Consider the following 16168-nt stretch of genomic DNA (forward strand, 5'->3'; position numbering starts at 1 on the left):
GGCTCACCTCGTGGCCTGCCCCAAACATCGCCCGCTTTAGTCATATCAAACGAACGTCGAGTCTTCCGAATGAATTCGCCCGCCTCCCATCCCCGCCATGCCGAACCGACCGAGGCGAATATCCGCGAACTGGTCTACGCGTTCTACGACCGCGTGCGCGCCGACGCGTTGCTCGGTCCGGTTTTCGAGCAGAAGCTCGGCGGGAAGTGGGACGAGCATCTGCCGAAGATGTGCGCGTTCTGGTCCGGCATCGTGCTTGGCGCGAAGACGTATCGCGGCAATGTGCAGCAGGCGCACCAACCGTTGCCCGGCATCGAGCCGAAGCATTTCAGCCACTGGCTGTATCTGTTCCTCGATACCGTCGAGTCGCGCTACGAGCCTGCGGCAGCCGTGCGCTTCATGGAGCCCGCGCTGCGGATCGCGCAGAGCCTGCAATTGAGCCGCTTCGGATGGGACTACCAGGTGCCGGCCGAGCAGCAGGCGCTGCTCGATCGCGTTGCGCCGAAGCGCGGGCGGGAAAATGCACTGGACGCCCGCGAGGCGAATCACAAACCCGGTGAGCCGTTTCCGGTGCCGATTATCGGTCGCTCGGGCGATTAGCCGGCAACGCTCGGGCGCGCAGCCCGGCGAACATCGCTGTCACTGCGAGTTCGTATCGTCTGGTTTGATACCCCAGCGCGCCAGTGCCGCATCGTCGGTCGTGCGGGCATCGACCCAGCGCTCGCCGTGTTCGGTCTTTTCCTTCTTCCAGAACGGCGCCTGGGTCTTCAGATAATCCATCACGAACTCGCACGACGCGAACGCGTCGCCGCGATGCGCAGACGTTGTCGCAACGAGCACGATCTGGTCGAGCGGATACAGCTTGCCGATGCGATGCACGATCAGCACGTCGATTCCCGGCCAGCGCTCGCGCGCCGCATCGACGATCTGCTCGAGCGACTTCTCGGTCATCCCCGGATAGTGCTCGAGCTCCATTGTCTCGACCGCGCTGCCGTCGTTCAGATCGCGCACCATTCCGACGAAGCACGCAACCGCGCCGACCTTCGGATCGCGCGCGCGCAACGCGGCGACTTCCGTGGTCAGGTCGAAATCTTCGGTCTGCACGCGTACGGTCATTGCTCGTCCCCGGTCCCTCAGCCGCCCGTCACCGGCGGAAAGAACGCGACTTCGCAGCCGTCGGTGATGCGCGTGCCGGCGTCGGTCATCACGTGATTGCAGGCCATCCGTAGCGCACGGCCTTCGGTCAAGGTTTCGGCCCACACGCCGCCGCGTGCGCGCAGCCATCCGCGCACGTCGCCGACGGTCGCAATACCATCCGGCAGATCGACCGATTCGTCCGCGAGACCGAGCGCTTCGCGCACGCTCGCAAAATACTTCAACTGGATCTTCATCTATACGTCCACCGGATCGTCCGGTTCAGTTCAGCAATTCGGAAAACGGAATGAAGCGCACGGTCTCGCCGGCGCTGATCGCGTGATTCGGCGGATTGTCGATCAGCCCGTCGCCCCACACGGTCGATGTCAGCACGGCGGAACTCTGGTTCGGAAACAGATCGAGGCCGCCCGCCGGATTGACCCGTGCGCGCAGGAATTCGTTGCGCCGGTCGCCCTTCTGCTGCGAGAAATCGGCGCGCAGCGACAGCGCGTGCGGTGCGACGTGGCGCACACCCGCGAGCCGCAACACAAACGGCCGCACGAACAGCAGAAACGTGACGAAACTCGACACCGGGTTGCCCGGCAAGCCGATGAAAAACGTCTCGCTCGCCGCGTTAGCATCCGCATCTGCACCCCGGCGCACCGCGCCGAACGCGAGCGGCTTGCCCGGCTTCATCGCGATCTGCCACATCGACAGCCGGCCTTCCGCTTCGACGGCCGGCTTCACATGATCTTCCTCGCCCACCGACACGCCGCCGCACGTCAGGATCAGATCGTGCGCGCGAGCCGCTTCGCTCAGCGTCGCGCGCGTCGCGTCGAGCTGGTCGGGCACGATGCCGTAATCGGTAACGTCGCAGCCGAGCTTTTCCAGCAACCCGCAGAGTGTGAAGCGATTCGAGTTATAGATCGCGCCGGGTTTCAGCGGCTCGCCGGGCATCGTCAGTTCGTCGCCGGTGAAGAACACCGCGACCTTCACGCGACGTACGACATCAAGCGTCGCGCAGCCGACCGATGCCGCGAGCCCAAGCGCCTGCGGCGTGAGCCGCGTACCTGCCGGCAGGATCACCGCATCGCGATGAATATCCGCGCCCTGCATCGTGATCCACTCGCCGGCCTTCGGCGCGTGCAGGATCGTCACTTCGTCGCCGGCGGCCTCGGTCTGCTCCTGCATCACGATCGCGTCGGCACCGGGCGGCACCGTCGCGCCGGTGAAAATGCGCGCGGCCGTGCCGGCTGCAAGCGGTTGCGGCGCATGGCCAGCAGGAATGCGCTGCGACACCGGCAGACGACGATCGCCATGCGACAGGTCGGCGATACGGACCGCGTAGCCGTCCATCGCGCTCGTGTTCATCGGCGGCACGTCGAGCGGCGAAACGACGTCGGCGGCCAGCACGCGGTTCAGCGCGTCGAGCGTGGGCAGCGATTCGGTACCCGCGACCGGTGCAGCCGCGCCAAGCAACGTGGCAAGGGCGTCGGCAGTCGAGAGCATCGGCGCACGAGGCGCGGAAGACAGAGGCGTGGACATCGATCGGGGCGGCGTGTGGGGTCGAGAGAACTATTGTAGCGGCCGGACGCGAGCGACGGGCGCGCACCGCACTTATGGTCGTCTTAGGCGCTCTGGACAGCCTGCAGCCGCACGCGCAGACATCCCCATGAAAAACGGCCGTGACGCGCGCTGCGTCACGGCCGCGAACATGCCCCGGCGCCGGTGTCAGTCCGCCGAATGTGCGGCGACGAAGTCCTTCACGCGCTGCGCGTCGGCGGGCAGCACCTCGAAACGCTGCGGCAGCGCTTCGAGACCCGCGAACGCCGCAGGCCGCTCGGGTTCGCGATGTAGCGCTTCGCGGATCGTCTCGCCGAACTTGATCGGCTGCGCAGTCTCCAGCACGATCATCGGGACACCCGGCTGCAGATGTTCACGTGCGACCTTCAGACCATCGGCGGTATGCGTGTCGATCATCGTGTCGTAACGCTCGAACACATCGCGGATCGCATCGACGCGGTCAGCATGACTGCTGCGCCCCGACACGAAACCGAACGCCTGCACGCGCGCGAAATCGCCGCTCGCGGCGAGATCGAAACCGCCCTTCTCCTCGACGTCGCGGAACAGCTGCAACACGCGCGCCGGATCGCGGCCCAGCAGATCGAACACGAAGCGCTCGAAGTTCGACGCCTTCGAGATGTCCATGCTAGGGCTGCTCGTGTGATATGTCTCGGCCGCCTTGCGCACGCGGTAGATACCGGTGCGGAAGAACTCGTCGAGTACGTCGTTCTCGTTGGTCGCGACGACGAGCTTTTCGATCGGCAAGCCCATCATCCGCGCGATGTGTCCCGCGCAGACATTGCCGAAGTTGCCCGACGGCACCGCGAACGACACGCGCTCATCGTTCGACTTCGTCGCAGCAAAATAGCCCTTGAAGTAGTAGACCACCTGCGCGACGACACGCGCCCAGTTGATCGAATTGACGGTGCCGATGCGATGCTGCGCCTTGAACGCGTGATCGTTCGACACGGCCTTCACGATGTCCTGGCAGTCGTCGAACACGCCTTCGACCGCGACGTTGAAGATGTTCGGATCCTGCAGGCTGTACATCTGCGCGGTCTGGAACGCACTCATCTTCTTGTGCGGCGACAGCATGAACACGCGCACGCCGTGCTTGCCGCGCATCGCGTATTCGGCCGCGCTGCCGGTGTCGCCCGACGTCGCGCCGAGGATGTTCAGCGTTTCACCGTGCTTCTCGAGCGCGTACTCGAACAGGTTGCCGAGCAGTTGCATCGCCATGTCCTTGAACGCGAGCGTCGGACCGTTCGACAGTTCGAGTAGCGACAGCGGCGCACCGTTCTCGACGCCGAGCGTCTTCAGCGGCGTGATCTGCGCGGCGAGCGGGGCCGCCGAGGCGTCGTCACCGCGTACGTTGCAGTACGTCTGCGCGGTGTACGTGCGGCGCGTCAGCGCGCGGAGGTCTTCAGCGGGAATGTCGTCGCTGAATTTCGACAGGATCTCGAATGCGAGATCGGCGTACGGCAGCGTGCGCCAGCGCGCGAGTTCGTCCGCCGACACACGCGGATACTCGGCCGGCAGATACAGACCGCCGTCTTTCGCGAGACCGCCGAGCAGGATGTCCGAAAACGAATGGCGTTCGCTGATGCCAGCGCCGCGAGTGGAAATGTAGTTCATCAGTCTCGCCTAGTTCAGTGCTTCCATCCGGAGCTTCGTCACCTTCGACACCACGGTCTGCAGTGCCTCGATGCGCTCGATCGCCGCGTTCACGTGTTTCTCGACTGTCTCGTGCGTGATCAGGATGATGTCCGTCTCGCCCTTGCGCGACACGTCGACCTGCTCCGATTCCTTCTGCAGCAGCGCGTCGATCGAGATACCGCCGTCGGCGAGAATGCGCGTGATGTCGGCCAGCACGCCGGTCACGTCGGCGACGCGCAGCCGCAGGTAGTAGCCGCTCGTCACTTCGTCGATCGGCAGGATCGGCGTGCTCGACAGGCTGTCCGGCTGGAACGCGAGATGCGGAACGCGATGTTCCGGATCGGCCGTATGCAGACGGGTCACGTCGACCAGATCGGCGACCACCGCCGATGCGGTCGGCTCCGCGCCCGCGCCCTTGCCGTAGTACAGCGTCGTGCCGACCGCGTCGCCGTGCACGACGACCGCGTTCATCGGCCCTTCCACGTTCGCGAGCAGCCGCTTGGCCGGAATCAGCGTCGGATGGACGCGCAGTTCGATGCCCTTGTCGGAGCGCCGCGTGATGCCGAGCAGCTTGATCCGGTAGCCGAGTTCTTCCGCGTAGCGGATATCGATCGCGGCCAGCTTGCTGATCCCCTCGACGTACGCCTTATCGAACTGCACCGGCACGCCGAACGCGATCGCGCTCATGATCGTCGCCTTGTGCGCGGCGTCGACGCCTTCGATGTCGAACGTCGGGTCCGCTTCCGCGTAACCGAGTTCCTGCGCGGCCTTCAACGCGGTCGCGAAGTCGAGACCGCGGTCGCGCATCTCCGACAGGATGTAGTTGGTCGTGCCGTTGATGATGCCGGCGATGTACTGGATGCGGTTCGCCGTCAGCCCTTCGCGCAGCGCCTTGATGATCGGAATGCCGCCCGCGACCGCGCCCTCGAATGCGACCATCACGCCGTTCGCGCGCGCCGCCTGGAAGATCTCCGTGCCGTGCACCGCGAGCAGCGCCTTGTTCGCCGTCACGACATGCTTGCGGTTCGCGATCGCGCGCAGGACGAGATCGCGTGCGAGGCCCGTGCCGCCGATCATCTCGGCGACGATCGAGATCGACGGGTCGTCGACGACCGCGTTGAAGTCGTCGGTCAGCGCGATGCTGCCCGCGTCGGCGCCGAGCGCCGCTGTGGCCTTCGCCGGATTGCGCACGGCAATGCGCGCAATCTCGATGCCGCGGCCCGCGCGACGTTTGATTTCTTCCTGGTTGCGGCGCAGTACCGTGAAGGTGCCGCTGCCCACCGTGCCGAAGCCCAGCAGTCCAACTTTGATCGGTTCCATGCAGCGTGTGTGTTCGAGTAAGGATTGAGAAACGGGGGCCTGCGGGCGTCGCCGCCCGCAGGCTTCATGCGGCGTGACGCTTGCGATAGCCGTCGAGGAAGCGCGCGATCCGGTTGATCGAATCGGCGAGATCGTCCACGTTCGGCAGGAACACGACGCGGAAATGGTCCGGCGTCTTCCAGTTGAACCCTGAGCCCTGTACGAGCAGCACGCGTTCCGCGAGCAGCAGATCGAGAATGAACTGCTGGTCGTTCTCGATCGGGTACATCTTCGGGTCGAGGCGCGGGAACATGTAGAGCGCCGCTTCCGGCTTCACGCAGGTAACGCCCGGAATCGCGGTAAGCATCTCGTACGCGAGCTCGCGCTGCCGGTACAGCCGGCCGGTCGGCACGATCAGATCGTTGATGCTCTGATAGCCGCCGAGCGCGGTCTGGATCGCGTACTGGCCCGGCACGTTCGGGCACAGCCGCATCGACGCGAGGATGCCGAGGCCTTCGAGATAGTCTTTCGCGCGACGGCGGTTCTCGCCGGTCATGCCCGACACGAACATCCAGCCCGCGCGATAGCCGCACGAGCGATAGCTCTTCGACAGGCTGTTGAACGTGACGGTCAGCACGTCGTCGGCAAGCGAGCCGATCGCGGTGTGCGTCTTGCCGTCGTAGATGATCTTGTCGTAGACCTCGTCCGCGAAGATCACGAGACCGTGCTCGCGCGCGATGTCGATCAACTCGAGCAGCAGTTCGTTGGAATACAGCGCGCCAGTCGGATTGTTCGGATTAATCACGACGAGCGCGCGCGTGTTCGGCGTGATCTTGCGGCGGATGTCGTCGGGGTCGGGCATCCAGCGATTCGACTCGTCGCAGATGTAATGCACCGGCGTGCCGCCCGATAGGCTCACGCCCGCAGTCCACAGCGGATAGTCGGGCGCGGGCAGCAGCACCTCGTCGCCGTCGTTCAGCAGACCCTGCAGTGCCATCACGATCAGCTCGGACGCGCCGTTGCCGATGTAGATGTCGTCCAGCTCGACGCCGTTCACGCCCTTCTGCTGCGCGTAATGCATGATCGCCTTGCGCGCGGAGAACACCCCCTTCGAATCGGAATAACCCGACGAACCCGGCAGGTTCCGGATCATGTCCTGAACGATCTCGTCGGGCGCGTCGAAACCGAACGGCGCCAGATTGCCGATGTTCAGCTTGATGATGCGATGGCCCTCTTCCTCGAGCCGCTTCGCGTGTTCGAGGACAGGCCCGCGGATGTCGTAGCAGACGTTCAGCAGCTTGTTGGATTTCAGGATCGGTTTCACGGCGGGCACTTCATCCAGGTAAGTAGGCGCAAGCCCGAAGGCAGGAAAATGGTGGCCGCAGGGTAAAGCTTCGTCGGTATTGTCGCAGTGTCGCCGGAACGCCCGGCACGGACTCGCGGATTGCGCGAGGCATACGAGCCGTAGATGGGCGGCATGGAGATCTACGCATAACCAACGGAGACCAGCCGTGCCGCTACAGCGCCCAGGGTGGTTCTGCCCGTTCGCGCGGGCATCTCGCGGCGCCCGTCGGACATCGGACCGACCCGCATTGAACCGGCGACAGGTTTGCCGGTCTGCACATTATTCGCGCGGCTCGTGGCGGCGCGACAGGCGAGGGGCGCCGCAGGTCGGCTAAAAAGCTATAATTTAGCGGATTTTGGCCGACTTCCGCAATGCACCAACTGCATCCGCGGGCCCCGTCGGCCATGCCCGTGTCCGTTGCGCACGGCTTGCCGCCCTGCTTCGATCGTCGCCCCGCGCGGCCGGCAGCACGGCAGGCACCTCGCGCACGATGCTTCACGATCTCGGAACTACGATTTGAAATTACACCAGGATGCAAGCGGCGCCCTCAACACCGTGACCGGTTATGGCGCCGACTATGTCGAAATCAATCTCGAGCGCCATCTGGGCAGCATCATCGTTTTGCCGGGCTCCCCGGTCATCCCGTGGCCGGTTGCCTCGTTCGACGCGCTCGCTCCCGAACACTTCGAACTGCTGGTCGGGCCAGCGCCGGAAGTCGTGATCTTCGGCAGCGGCGCACAGCTGCGCTTCCCGCACCCGCGCATCACTGCCGCGCTGACCGCGAAGCGGATCGGCGTCGAAACCATGGACTTCAAGGCGGCCTGCCGGACCTACAACATCCTGATGGCCGAGGGCCGCAAGGTCGCGGCCGCCCTGTTGATCGAAAGCTGAGCGGGCCGCAGCGGCTTGAGGCGGCCCGAAACGGAACACGCTGGTCCGACCGCTGAGCCGGCCCTTTCAGCACATCGGGCACATCGAATCCGGCTAAGGTTCGGCTAAGGTCGATAGCGTACACTGCGCGGCGGCGCAGGACGGCCATCGCACACGTGTCCTCGCGGGTCGCGGCCGATCGCCGTAGCAGATGCAGCAGAAGCAGCAGATGCGCCGAAGCTCTCAACAATCTCCGTACGTCCGCGCAGGCGGCGTCGACAAGACAGGTAATTCCATGAACGATACGCCGTCGAGGCTACCGCTCAACCGCACCGCGATCCTGCTGCTCGTGATCGCACTCGCTCTCATCTGGTTCGTGCCGCTCGGCTGGCGTCATCTGATCCCCAGCGACGAAGGCCGCTACGCCGAAATGGCGCGCGAGATGTTCACGACCGGCGACTGGATCACGCCGCGCTACAACGGCTACAAGTACTTCGAGAAGCCGCCGCTGCAAACGTGGGCCAATGCGCTGACGTTCGCGTGGTTCGGCATCGGCGAGTGGCAGGCGCGGCTCTACACCGCGCTGACCGGCTTCGCTGGCGTGCTGCTGATCGGCTATACCGGCGCGCGCGTGTTCAACGCGGCGACCGGCGTGTTCGCCGCGATCGTGCTCGCGAGCTCGCCGTACTGGAACCTGATGGGCCACTTCAACACGCTCGACATGGGCCTGTCGTTCTGGATGGAGCTCACGCTGTGCTCGCTGCTGCTCGCGCAGCGGCCGAACCTGCCGGGCTCGCAGGCGCGTCTGTGGATGTGGGCGTGCTGGATCTCGATGGCGCTCGCAGTGCTGTCGAAGGGCCTCATCGGCCTGATCCTGCCGGGCGCGGCGCTCGTGATCTACACGCTCGTCGCGCGCGACTGGGCGCTGTGGAAGCGTCTCTATCTGGTGAGCGGGCTGATCCTGTTCTTCGCGGTCGTCACGCCGTGGTTCGTGCTCGTACAGCAGCGCAACCCTGAGTTCTTCAATTTCTTCTTCATCGTCCAGCAGTTCGACCGCTATCTGACGCCCGAACAGAATCGCCCCGGCCCGTTCTACTACTTCGCGGGCGTGATGCTGATCGGTTTCCTGCCGTGGCTCTCGATCGCCGTGCAGAGCATCCGCCAGGCGGTGCGCATGCCGCGTCAGCCGAACGGTTTCTCTCCGGCACTCGTGATGCTCGTGTGGTCCGCGTTCATCTTCCTGTTCTTCAGCGCGTCGCATTCGAAGCTGGTGTCGTACACGCTGCCGATCGCGCCCGCGCTTGCGCTGCTGATCGGCATGTATCTGCCGCTCGTGTCGCGCGAAGCACTGCGCCGCCATCTCGCGGGCTATGCGGTGTTCCTCGTGGTCGCTGCGTTCGGCGCGATTTTCCTGCACTGGGCCGGTGACGCGCGCAATCCGAACGCGCTGTATCGCGCGTTCCAGGAGTGGGTCTATGCGGGTCTCGCGGTCGCGTTCGTGCTGACGCTCGTTGCGTTCGCGATGTGCCGCCGTGGCGGTAACGACAATGGCAACAACGGCAACGGCATCGTCCGCGCGATCGCGACGTTCGGCCTGGGGTGGTTGCTGCTCGGCACCATTGCCGGCACCGGACACGACGTGTTCGGCCGGCTCAGTTCCGGCGTGCAGCTCGCGCCCGCCGTGAAGGCCGCGCTCGCGAAGCTGCCGCCCGACACCCCGTTCTACTCGGTCGACGTCCTCGATCACACGATGCCGTTCTACGTCGGCCACACGATGATCATGGTCCAGCATTCGGACGAGCTGACGTTCGGCGTCACGGTCGAACCGCAGAAATGGCTGCCGACCGTCGATGCATGGATCGCGCGCTGGAAGACCGACCGCTATGCGCTCGCGCTGATGTCGCCGTCGCGCTATGCCGAACTCGAGAAGCAGCATCTGCCGATGGAAGTGGTCGCGCGCGACCAGCGTCGCGTGATCGTCGAGAAGCCTCAGCAGTAAGTAGAAGTAAGCTGCCGTAAGACATAACAGCCAGCCAGCCCCGCTCATTAACCGAACCGACGATGAACCCGATCTCGCTTTTCTGCATCCTCGCTGGCGTCACGCTGAACGCCTGCGCGCAACTGCTGCTGAAGGCCGGCACGAATGCCGTTGGACACTTCGAATTCACCCGTGCGAACATTCTGCCCATCGGCTGGCGGCTGGCTACGCAGTGGCCGATCATCGGCGGGCTGGCGTGCTATGTGGTGAGCGTCGGCGTGTGGGTCGTCGGGCTGTCGCGGGTCGACGTGTCGATCGCGTACCCGATGCTGTCGCTCGGCTATGTCGTCAACGCGTTCGCAGCGTGGTATTTATTCGGCGAAGTGCTGTCGGTCCAGAAGCTGATCGGCATCGGCATCATTCTCGTCGGCGTGTTCGTGCTGGCGCGCAGTTGAGGCTGCCTGCCTTGATGGCGCCCGACGTATCGACGCCCGACGCATCGGCGCCCGACGCGACTTAAGCATCCGTGTACATTGCAGCCCTTTCTCATTGAGCGAAGCCTTCATGTCCCAGTCATCCGTACCGTTTTTGCCGTTCGTCCGCCCGGAAATCGATGAAGAAACGATCCAGGGCGTCGCCGACGTGCTGCGCTCCGGCTGGATCACCACCGGCCCGCAAAACCAGCAGTTCGAGGCCGAACTGTCCGCGTTCTGCGGCGGCCGTCCGGTGCGTACGTTCAATTCCGGCACGGCAACCCTCGAGATCGGTCTGCGGATCGCCGGCGTCGGTGCCGGCGACGAAGTCATCACGACGCCCGCATCGTGGGTCGCGACCAGCAACGTGATCATCGAAACCGGTGCGACGCCGGTGTTCGTCGACATCGATCCGCGCACCCGCAACATCGATCTCGACCTGCTTGAAAAAGCGATCACGCCGCGCACGAAAGCGGTCATCCCGGTGTACCTGGCCGGCATGCCGGTCGACATGGACCGTCTGTACGACATCGCGCGCGCGCACAAGCTGCGCGTGATCGAAGATGCGGCGCAGGCGTTCGGTTCGACGTGGCGCGGCAAGCGCATCGGCGCGTTCGGCGACATCGTGTCGTTCAGCTTCCACGCGAACAAGAACCTCACGTCGATCGAAGGCGGCGCGCTCGTGCTGAACAACGAAGACGAAGCACTGCTCGCGCAGAAGTACCGGCTGCAAGGCGTGACGCGCACGGGCTTCGATGGAATGGACTGCGATCTGCTCGGCGGCAAGTACAACCTCACCGACGTCGCGGCGCGCGTTGGCCTCGGTCAGTTGAAGCACCTCGATCGCTTCCTCGCGCAACGCAAGACACTGGCGCGCGCGTATTTCGCGGGTCTTGAAGGCGGTGCTGCAGTGCGGCTCGGCATCGGTCTGCCGGTCGCGGATTTCGAGCACTCGAACTGGCACATGTTCCAGATCACGCTGCCGCTCGAAAAGCTGTCGCTCGATCGCGCGGGCTTCATGGCGCAACTGAAAGAGCGCGGCATCGGCTCGGGCGTCCACTATCCGGCGATCCATCTGTTCACGCTGTATCGCGCGCGCGGCTTCCACGAAGGAATGTTCCCGCACGCGGAGCGCTTCGGCGCGACGACGGTCACGCTGCCGCTCTTCACGCTGCTGACCGAAGCCGACGTCGCGCGCGTATGCCGCGCGGTCAATGAAATTTGCGAACAATACGGAAAATAAGCGGATATGAGTCAAACGGAACATCACTCCCGAGCAGCCGACACGCCGGAAGTCTCGGTCGTGATCCCGGTCTACAACGAGGAAGCCGGGCTCGGCGAACTGTTTGCGAGGCTCTACCCGGCGCTCGATGCGCTCGGCACGACCTACGAAGTGATCTTCATCAACGACGGCAGCCGTGATAAATCCGCCGCGCTGCTCGCGCAGCAGTTCCATGCGCGGCCCGACACGACGCGCGCGATCTTGCTGAACGGCAACTACGGTCAGCACATGGCGATCCTCGCGGGCTTCGAGCAGTCGCGCGGCGAGATCGTCATCACGCTCGACGCCGACCTGCAGAATCCGCCGGAAGAAATCGTCAAGCTCGTCACGAAGATGCGCGAAGGCTACGACTACGTCGGCACGATCCGCATGCAGCGTCAGGACAGCCTGTGGCGCCGCAAGGCATCGCTCGCGATGAACCGTCTACGCGAACGCATCACGCGCATCAAGATGACCGACCAGGGCTGCATGCTGCGCGCGTACAGCCGCCATATCGTCGATACGATCAACCGCTGCGGCGAGATCAACACGTTTATTCCGGCGCTCGCGTACACGTTCGCGCAGAATCCGGTCGAGGTCGACGTCGCGCACGAAGAACGCTTCGCCGGCGAATCGAAATACTCGCTGTACAGCCTGATCCGTCTGAACTTCGATCTGGTCACCGGCTTCTCGGTCGTGCCGCTGCAATGGCTGTCGTTTATCGGCGTGATCCTGTCGATCGGATCGGCGGCGCTGTTCGTGCTGCTGCTGATTCGCCGCTTCATCATCGGCGCGGAAGTGCAAGGCGTGTTCACGCTGTTCGCGATCACGTTCTTCCTGCTTGGCGTGATCATCTTCGCGCTCGGGTTGCTCGGCGAATACATCGGACGTATCTATCAACAGGTGCGTGCGCGGCCCCGCTATCTCGTGCAGACGATTCTCGAAGAGCGCAACGGCGAAGCCGTCGAGACCGCCCCGCGTCAGTCGTTCGTGCAAGCCGTGCAGCCGGCGCAGGTGCTCGATCAACCGTTGAACAGGGACCAGTCGCGATGAAACCGCGTGCCGTCGTATTCGCGTACCACAACGTCGGCGTGCGCTGCCTGCAGGTGCTGCTCGCACGAGGTGTCGATGTCGCGCTCGTCGTCACGCACGAAGACAATCCGCACGAGAACATCTGGTTCGGCAGCGTCGCGAAAGTCGCTGCGGAGCATGGCATCGCGACCGTCACGCCGGCCGATCCGACGAGCGCCGAACTGCGTGCCGCAGTCAGCGCCGCGCGGCCCGACTTCATCTTTTCGTTCTACTACCGCCACATGCTGCCTGTCGATCTGCTCGCGATCGCCGCGCGCGGCGCGTACAACATGCACGGCTCGCTGCTGCCGAAGTATCGCGGCCGCGTGCCGACCAACTGGGCGGTGCTGAACGGCGAGACCGAAACCGGCGCGACGCTGCACGAAATGGCCGCGAAACCGGACGCCGGCGCGATCCTCGCGCAGACGCCAGTGCCGATCCTCCCCGACGACACGGCCACGCAGGTCTTCGACAAGGTCACCGTCGCCGCCGAACAGACGTTATGGCGCGTGCTGCCCGCGCTGCTCGCGGGCGAAGCGCCGCATCTGCCGAACGATCTCGCGCACGGCAGCTACTTCGGCGGCCGCAAGCCGGAGGACGGCCGGATCGACTGGACGCAGCCCGCACAACGCGTCTACAACCTGATCCGCGCGGTCGCGCCGCCCTATCCCGGCGCGTTCACCGAGATCGCCGGCGAACGCTTCATCGTCGCGCGTGCGCGCCTCGTGCAGCCCGGCGCACTCCCGTCGGATTTGCCCGCCGGCCTGCACGTAAGCGATAATGCGTTCCTCGCGATATGCGGCGACGGCCGGGCAATCGCCATCCACGAACTCTGGCACGAACGACGCACGCCGCACGACGGCGACAGCCACGTCGTCTCCCCAGCCGAATTTACGCAGCTCACTCATTCCCCTCGCCATTCATGAAAAAAGTCCTGATTCTGGGTGTCAACGGCTTCATCGGCCACCACCTGTCCAAGCGCATTCTCGAAACGACCGACTGGGAAGTGTTCGGCATGGACATGCAGACCGAACGCCTCGGCGACCTCGTCAATCACGAGCGGATGCATTTCTTCGAAGGCGACATCACGATCAACAAGGAGTGGGTCGAGTATCACGTGAAGAAGTGCGACGTGATCCTGCCGCTCGTCGCGATCGCCACGCCGGCTACCTACGTTAAGCAGCCGCTGCGCGTGTTCGAACTCGACTTCGAGGCGAACCTGCCGATCGTCCGTTCGGCCGCGAAATACGGCAAGCATCTGGTCTTCCCGTCGACGTCCGAGGTGTACGGCATGTGCGCCGACGAGCAGTTCGATCCGGAAGAATCGCAACTGTCGTACGGCCCGATCAACAAGCCGCGCTGGATCTATGCGTGCTCGAAGCAGTTGATGGACCGCGTGATCTGGGGCTACGGGATGGAAGGCCTGAACTTCACGCTGTTCCGTCCGTTCAACTGGATCGGCCCGGGCCTCGACTCGATCTACACGCCGAAGGAAGGCAGCTCGCGCGTCGTCACGCAGTTCCTCGGCCACATCGTGCGCGGCGAGAACATCAGCCTCGTCGACGGCGGCGCACAGAAGCGCGCGTTCACCGATATCGACGACGGCATCGACGCACTGATGAAGATCATCGACAACAAGAACGGTATCGCGTCGGGCAAGATCTACAACATCGGCAATCCGAAGAACAACTTCTCGGTACGCGAACTCGCGCACAAGATGCTCGCGCTCGCAGCCAGCATCCCCGAGTACGCGGATTCCGTGAAGACCGTGCAACTCGTCGAAACGACCTCGGGCGCGTACTACGGCTCGGGTTACCAGGACGTGCAGAACCGCGTGCCGAAGATCGACAACACGATGCAGGAACTCGGCTGGGCGCCGAAGTCGACGTTCGACGAAGCGCTGCGCAAGATCTTCGAAGCGTATCGCGGCCACGTCGGCGAAGCGCGCGCGCTCGTCGAACAACAGTAAGAGCGCACGCTTGGCCCGCATCGTTCTGAAGATCGACGTCGACACGCTGCGCGGCACGCGCGAAGGCGTGCCGAATCTCGCGCGCATTTTCGACCGCTTCAAGGCACGCGCCACGTTCCTGTTCAGCCTCGGGCCGGACCACACCGGCTGGGCAATGCGTCGCGTGCTGCGGCCGGGGTTTCTGCAGAAGGTGTCGCGTACTTCCGTGGTCGAGCACTACGGCGTGCGTCAGTTGATGTACGGCGTGCTGCTGCCCGGTCCGGACATCGGACGGCGCGCGGCGGCCGACATGCGCGCAATCCACGAAGCCGGCTTCGAATGCGGGATCCACACGTGGGATCACGTGTACTGGCAGGACAACGTGCGCACCCGCGCACGCGACTGGACCGTCGCGCAGATGCAGAAGAGCCACGCGCGCTTCGCCGACATCTTCGGCACGCCTCCGGTCACGCACGGCGCAGCCGGCTGGCAGATGAACGCGCACGCGTTCGAGCAGATTGACGCGTGGGGCATGCGCTACGCGTCCGACGGGCGCGGCCATACGCCGTACTTTCCGGTCGTCGGCGGCAAGACGCTGAACCATGTGCAGATGCCGACCACGCTGCCGACGCTCGATGAAGTGCTGGGCGTCGACGACATCGATACGGACAACGTCGCCGCATGGATGCTGAAGCGCACCGAGAACAATCCGTGCGACCAGGTGTTCACGCTGCACGCGGAACTCGAAGGTCAGAAACTCGCGCCGATCTTCGAACAGCTGCTCGACGGCTGGCGCGCGCAAGGTCATACGTTTGCGACGATGGGCGACTATCATGCCGCGCTGGACCGCAACACGCTGCCATCGTACCCTGTGACCTGGGGTGAAATTCCCGGCCGCTCCGGCGAACTGATCGTCCAGCCCGACTGATCGTTTGATCGTTTCGCCGGACCGGATGCGTCGCGCAGCCGGTCTCCGCTGACCCGCCCCTCTCGATCTCGATGCTCATGCCGCGCGCCGCTGCACGAAACCGGTGGCGCGGGCCATAACAAACGGAATAAACGGAGAACCTCGTGCCCATCGCAGTCGACCAACCCGTCCCCGACTTCACCGCGCCCGCCACCGGCGGAGATTTCACGCTGTCCGGTCTGCGGGGCAAGAAGGTGGTGCTGTACTTTTATCCGAAGGACAACACGCCGGGCTGCACGACCGAGGGTCTGCAGTTTCGCGATCTGTACCCGAAGTTCAAGAAGGCCGGCGCGGAGATCGTCGGCGTGTCGCGCGACAGTATCCGCTCGCACGACAACTTCAAGGCGAAGCTCGAATTGCCGTTCCCGCTGGTGTCCGATGCGGACGAAGCGCTGTGTTCTCTCTTCGACGTCATCAAAATGAAGAAAATGTATGGCAAACAGGTACGTGGAATCGAGCGCTCCACGTTTCTGATCGACGGCGCCGGGGTACTGCGCCAGGAGTGGCGCGGCGTCAAGGTGCCGGGTCATGTCGATCAGATTCTGGAGGCTGTACAAGCGCTGTGAGGCGCGTTATATTGGGCCGCAATGAGTGCCTGTCCAC

At 64.3% G+C, this 16168-nt stretch carries 16 protein-coding genes; 10 read left to right on the forward strand and 6 right to left on the reverse strand.

Annotated elements, in window-relative coordinates; genetic code table 11:
• Positions 1 to 69 precede the first annotated feature (69 nt).
• Positions 70 to 600 carry a group III truncated hemoglobin gene (locus E1748_RS20350; protein WP_133648950.1) on the forward strand — a complete coding sequence of 177 codons (531 nt, stop codon included), beginning with the start codon at positions 70 to 72 and terminating at the stop codon, positions 598 to 600.
• Positions 601 to 639: 39 nt separating this feature from the next.
• Here E1748_RS20350 and moaE read toward each other — a convergent pair whose 3' ends face one another.
• The 6 genes from moaE to E1748_RS20380 all read right to left on the reverse strand — a co-directional run bounded on the left by moaE (position 640) and on the right by E1748_RS20380 (position 6985).
• Positions 640 to 1116, reverse strand: a complete 477-nt coding sequence (moaE, locus tag E1748_RS20355) for a molybdopterin synthase catalytic subunit MoaE (RefSeq protein WP_133648951.1) — start codon at positions 1114 to 1116, stop codon at positions 640 to 642.
• Positions 1117 to 1133: 17 nt separating this feature from the next.
• A complete protein-coding gene (gene moaD, locus E1748_RS20360) occupies positions 1134 to 1391 on the reverse strand; it encodes a molybdopterin converting factor subunit 1 (protein WP_133648952.1) in 258 nt (85 codons plus the stop codon).
• A gap of 25 nt (positions 1392 to 1416) precedes the next feature.
• Positions 1417 to 2679 (reverse strand): molybdopterin molybdotransferase MoeA, encoded by a 1263-nt coding sequence (locus E1748_RS20365; RefSeq protein ID WP_240766694.1) that lies wholly within the window; start codon positions 2677 to 2679, stop codon positions 1417 to 1419.
• A 186-nt stretch (positions 2680 to 2865) separates the two neighbouring features.
• Positions 2866 to 4332, reverse strand: a complete 1467-nt coding sequence (gene thrC, locus E1748_RS20370; protein ID WP_133648953.1) for a threonine synthase — start codon at positions 4330 to 4332, stop codon at positions 2866 to 2868.
• 9 nt (positions 4333 to 4341) lie between these two features.
• Positions 4342 to 5673 carry a homoserine dehydrogenase gene (locus E1748_RS20375; protein ID WP_133648954.1) on the reverse strand — a complete coding sequence of 444 codons (1332 nt, stop codon included), beginning with the start codon at positions 5671 to 5673 and terminating at the stop codon, positions 4342 to 4344.
• 64 nt (positions 5674 to 5737) lie between these two features.
• A complete protein-coding gene (locus E1748_RS20380) occupies positions 5738 to 6985 on the reverse strand; it encodes a pyridoxal phosphate-dependent aminotransferase (protein ID WP_133648955.1) in 1248 nt (415 codons plus the stop codon).
• A 528-nt stretch (positions 6986 to 7513) separates the two neighbouring features.
• Between E1748_RS20380 and E1748_RS20385 the strand changes: the two genes are divergently transcribed.
• The 9 genes from E1748_RS20385 (at position 7514) to E1748_RS20425 (ending at position 16131) form a co-directional block, all read left to right on the forward strand.
• Positions 7514 to 7888 carry an Mth938-like domain-containing protein gene (locus E1748_RS20385; protein ID WP_240766759.1) on the forward strand — a complete coding sequence of 125 codons (375 nt, stop codon included), beginning with the start codon at positions 7514 to 7516 and terminating at the stop codon, positions 7886 to 7888.
• Between the two features lie 274 nt (positions 7889 to 8162).
• The gene (locus E1748_RS20390; RefSeq protein ID WP_133648957.1) at positions 8163 to 9866 is read left to right on the forward strand and encodes a glycosyltransferase family 39 protein; all 1704 of its coding nucleotides are present in this window, start codon (positions 8163 to 8165) and stop codon (positions 9864 to 9866) included.
• Between the two features lie 62 nt (positions 9867 to 9928).
• A complete protein-coding gene (locus tag E1748_RS20395) occupies positions 9929 to 10300 on the forward strand; it encodes a DMT family transporter (RefSeq protein ID WP_133648958.1) in 372 nt (123 codons plus the stop codon).
• Between the two features lie 109 nt (positions 10301 to 10409).
• Positions 10410 to 11561 (forward strand): DegT/DnrJ/EryC1/StrS family aminotransferase, encoded by a 1152-nt coding sequence (locus E1748_RS20400; RefSeq protein ID WP_133648959.1) that lies wholly within the window; start codon positions 10410 to 10412, stop codon positions 11559 to 11561.
• 6 nt (positions 11562 to 11567) lie between these two features.
• Entirely contained in the window at positions 11568 to 12632 is a 1065-nt protein-coding gene (locus E1748_RS20405; RefSeq protein WP_133648960.1) for a glycosyltransferase, read from the forward strand.
• Positions 12629 to 13576, forward strand: a complete 948-nt coding sequence (locus tag E1748_RS20410; RefSeq protein WP_133648961.1) for a formyltransferase — start codon at positions 12629 to 12631, stop codon at positions 13574 to 13576. Before E1748_RS20405 ends, E1748_RS20410 begins: the two co-directional genes overlap by 4 nt.
• Positions 13573 to 14619, forward strand: coding sequence for a bifunctional UDP-4-keto-pentose/UDP-xylose synthase (locus tag E1748_RS20415; RefSeq protein WP_133648962.1), 1047 nt, complete (start codon positions 13573 to 13575; stop codon positions 14617 to 14619). The genes E1748_RS20410 and E1748_RS20415 overlap by 4 nt, the downstream gene beginning before the upstream one ends.
• A gap of 10 nt (positions 14620 to 14629) precedes the next feature.
• Positions 14630 to 15526, forward strand: coding sequence for a polysaccharide deacetylase family protein (locus E1748_RS20420; RefSeq protein ID WP_133648963.1), 897 nt, complete (start codon positions 14630 to 14632; stop codon positions 15524 to 15526).
• Between the two features lie 143 nt (positions 15527 to 15669).
• On the forward strand, positions 15670 to 16131 hold the full coding sequence (locus tag E1748_RS20425; protein WP_133648964.1) for a peroxiredoxin: 462 nt from the start codon (positions 15670 to 15672) through the stop codon (positions 16129 to 16131).
• Positions 16132 to 16168 lie beyond the last annotated feature (37 nt).

Origin of the sequence: Paraburkholderia flava (assembly GCF_004359985.1) — a bacterium.
Taxonomy (GTDB): domain Bacteria; phylum Pseudomonadota; class Gammaproteobacteria; order Burkholderiales; family Burkholderiaceae; genus Paraburkholderia; species Paraburkholderia flava.

Excerpts from the sequence above, each read along its gene's own strand:
- moaD (WP_133648952.1), bottom strand. The coding sequence starts at position 1,391 with ATGAAGATCCAGTTGAAGTATTTTGCGAGCGTGCGCGAAGCGCTCGGT.
- E1748_RS20395 (WP_133648958.1), top strand. The coding sequence starts at position 9,929 with ATGAACCCGATCTCGCTTTTCTGCATCCTCGCTGGCGTCACGCTGAAC.
- E1748_RS20415 (WP_133648962.1), top strand. The coding sequence starts at position 13,573 with ATGAAAAAAGTCCTGATTCTGGGTGTCAACGGCTTCATCGGCCACCAC.
- E1748_RS20350 (WP_133648950.1), top strand. The coding sequence starts at position 70 with ATGAATTCGCCCGCCTCCCATCCCCGCCATGCCGAACCGACCGAGGCG.
- E1748_RS20405 (WP_133648960.1), top strand. The coding sequence starts at position 11,568 with ATGAGTCAAACGGAACATCACTCCCGAGCAGCCGACACGCCGGAAGTC.
- E1748_RS20410 (WP_133648961.1), top strand. The coding sequence starts at position 12,629 with ATGAAACCGCGTGCCGTCGTATTCGCGTACCACAACGTCGGCGTGCGC.
- thrC (WP_133648953.1), bottom strand. The coding sequence starts at position 4,332 with ATGAACTACATTTCCACTCGCGGCGCTGGCATCAGCGAACGCCATTCG.
- E1748_RS20375 (WP_133648954.1), bottom strand. The coding sequence starts at position 5,673 with ATGGAACCGATCAAAGTTGGACTGCTGGGCTTCGGCACGGTGGGCAGC.
- moaE (WP_133648951.1), bottom strand. The coding sequence starts at position 1,116 with ATGACCGTACGCGTGCAGACCGAAGATTTCGACCTGACCACGGAAGTC.
- E1748_RS20390 (WP_133648957.1), top strand. The coding sequence starts at position 8,163 with ATGAACGATACGCCGTCGAGGCTACCGCTCAACCGCACCGCGATCCTG.
- E1748_RS20365 (WP_240766694.1), bottom strand. The coding sequence starts at position 2,679 with ATGTCCACGCCTCTGTCTTCCGCGCCTCGTGCGCCGATGCTCTCGACT.
- E1748_RS20400 (WP_133648959.1), top strand. The coding sequence starts at position 10,410 with ATGTCCCAGTCATCCGTACCGTTTTTGCCGTTCGTCCGCCCGGAAATC.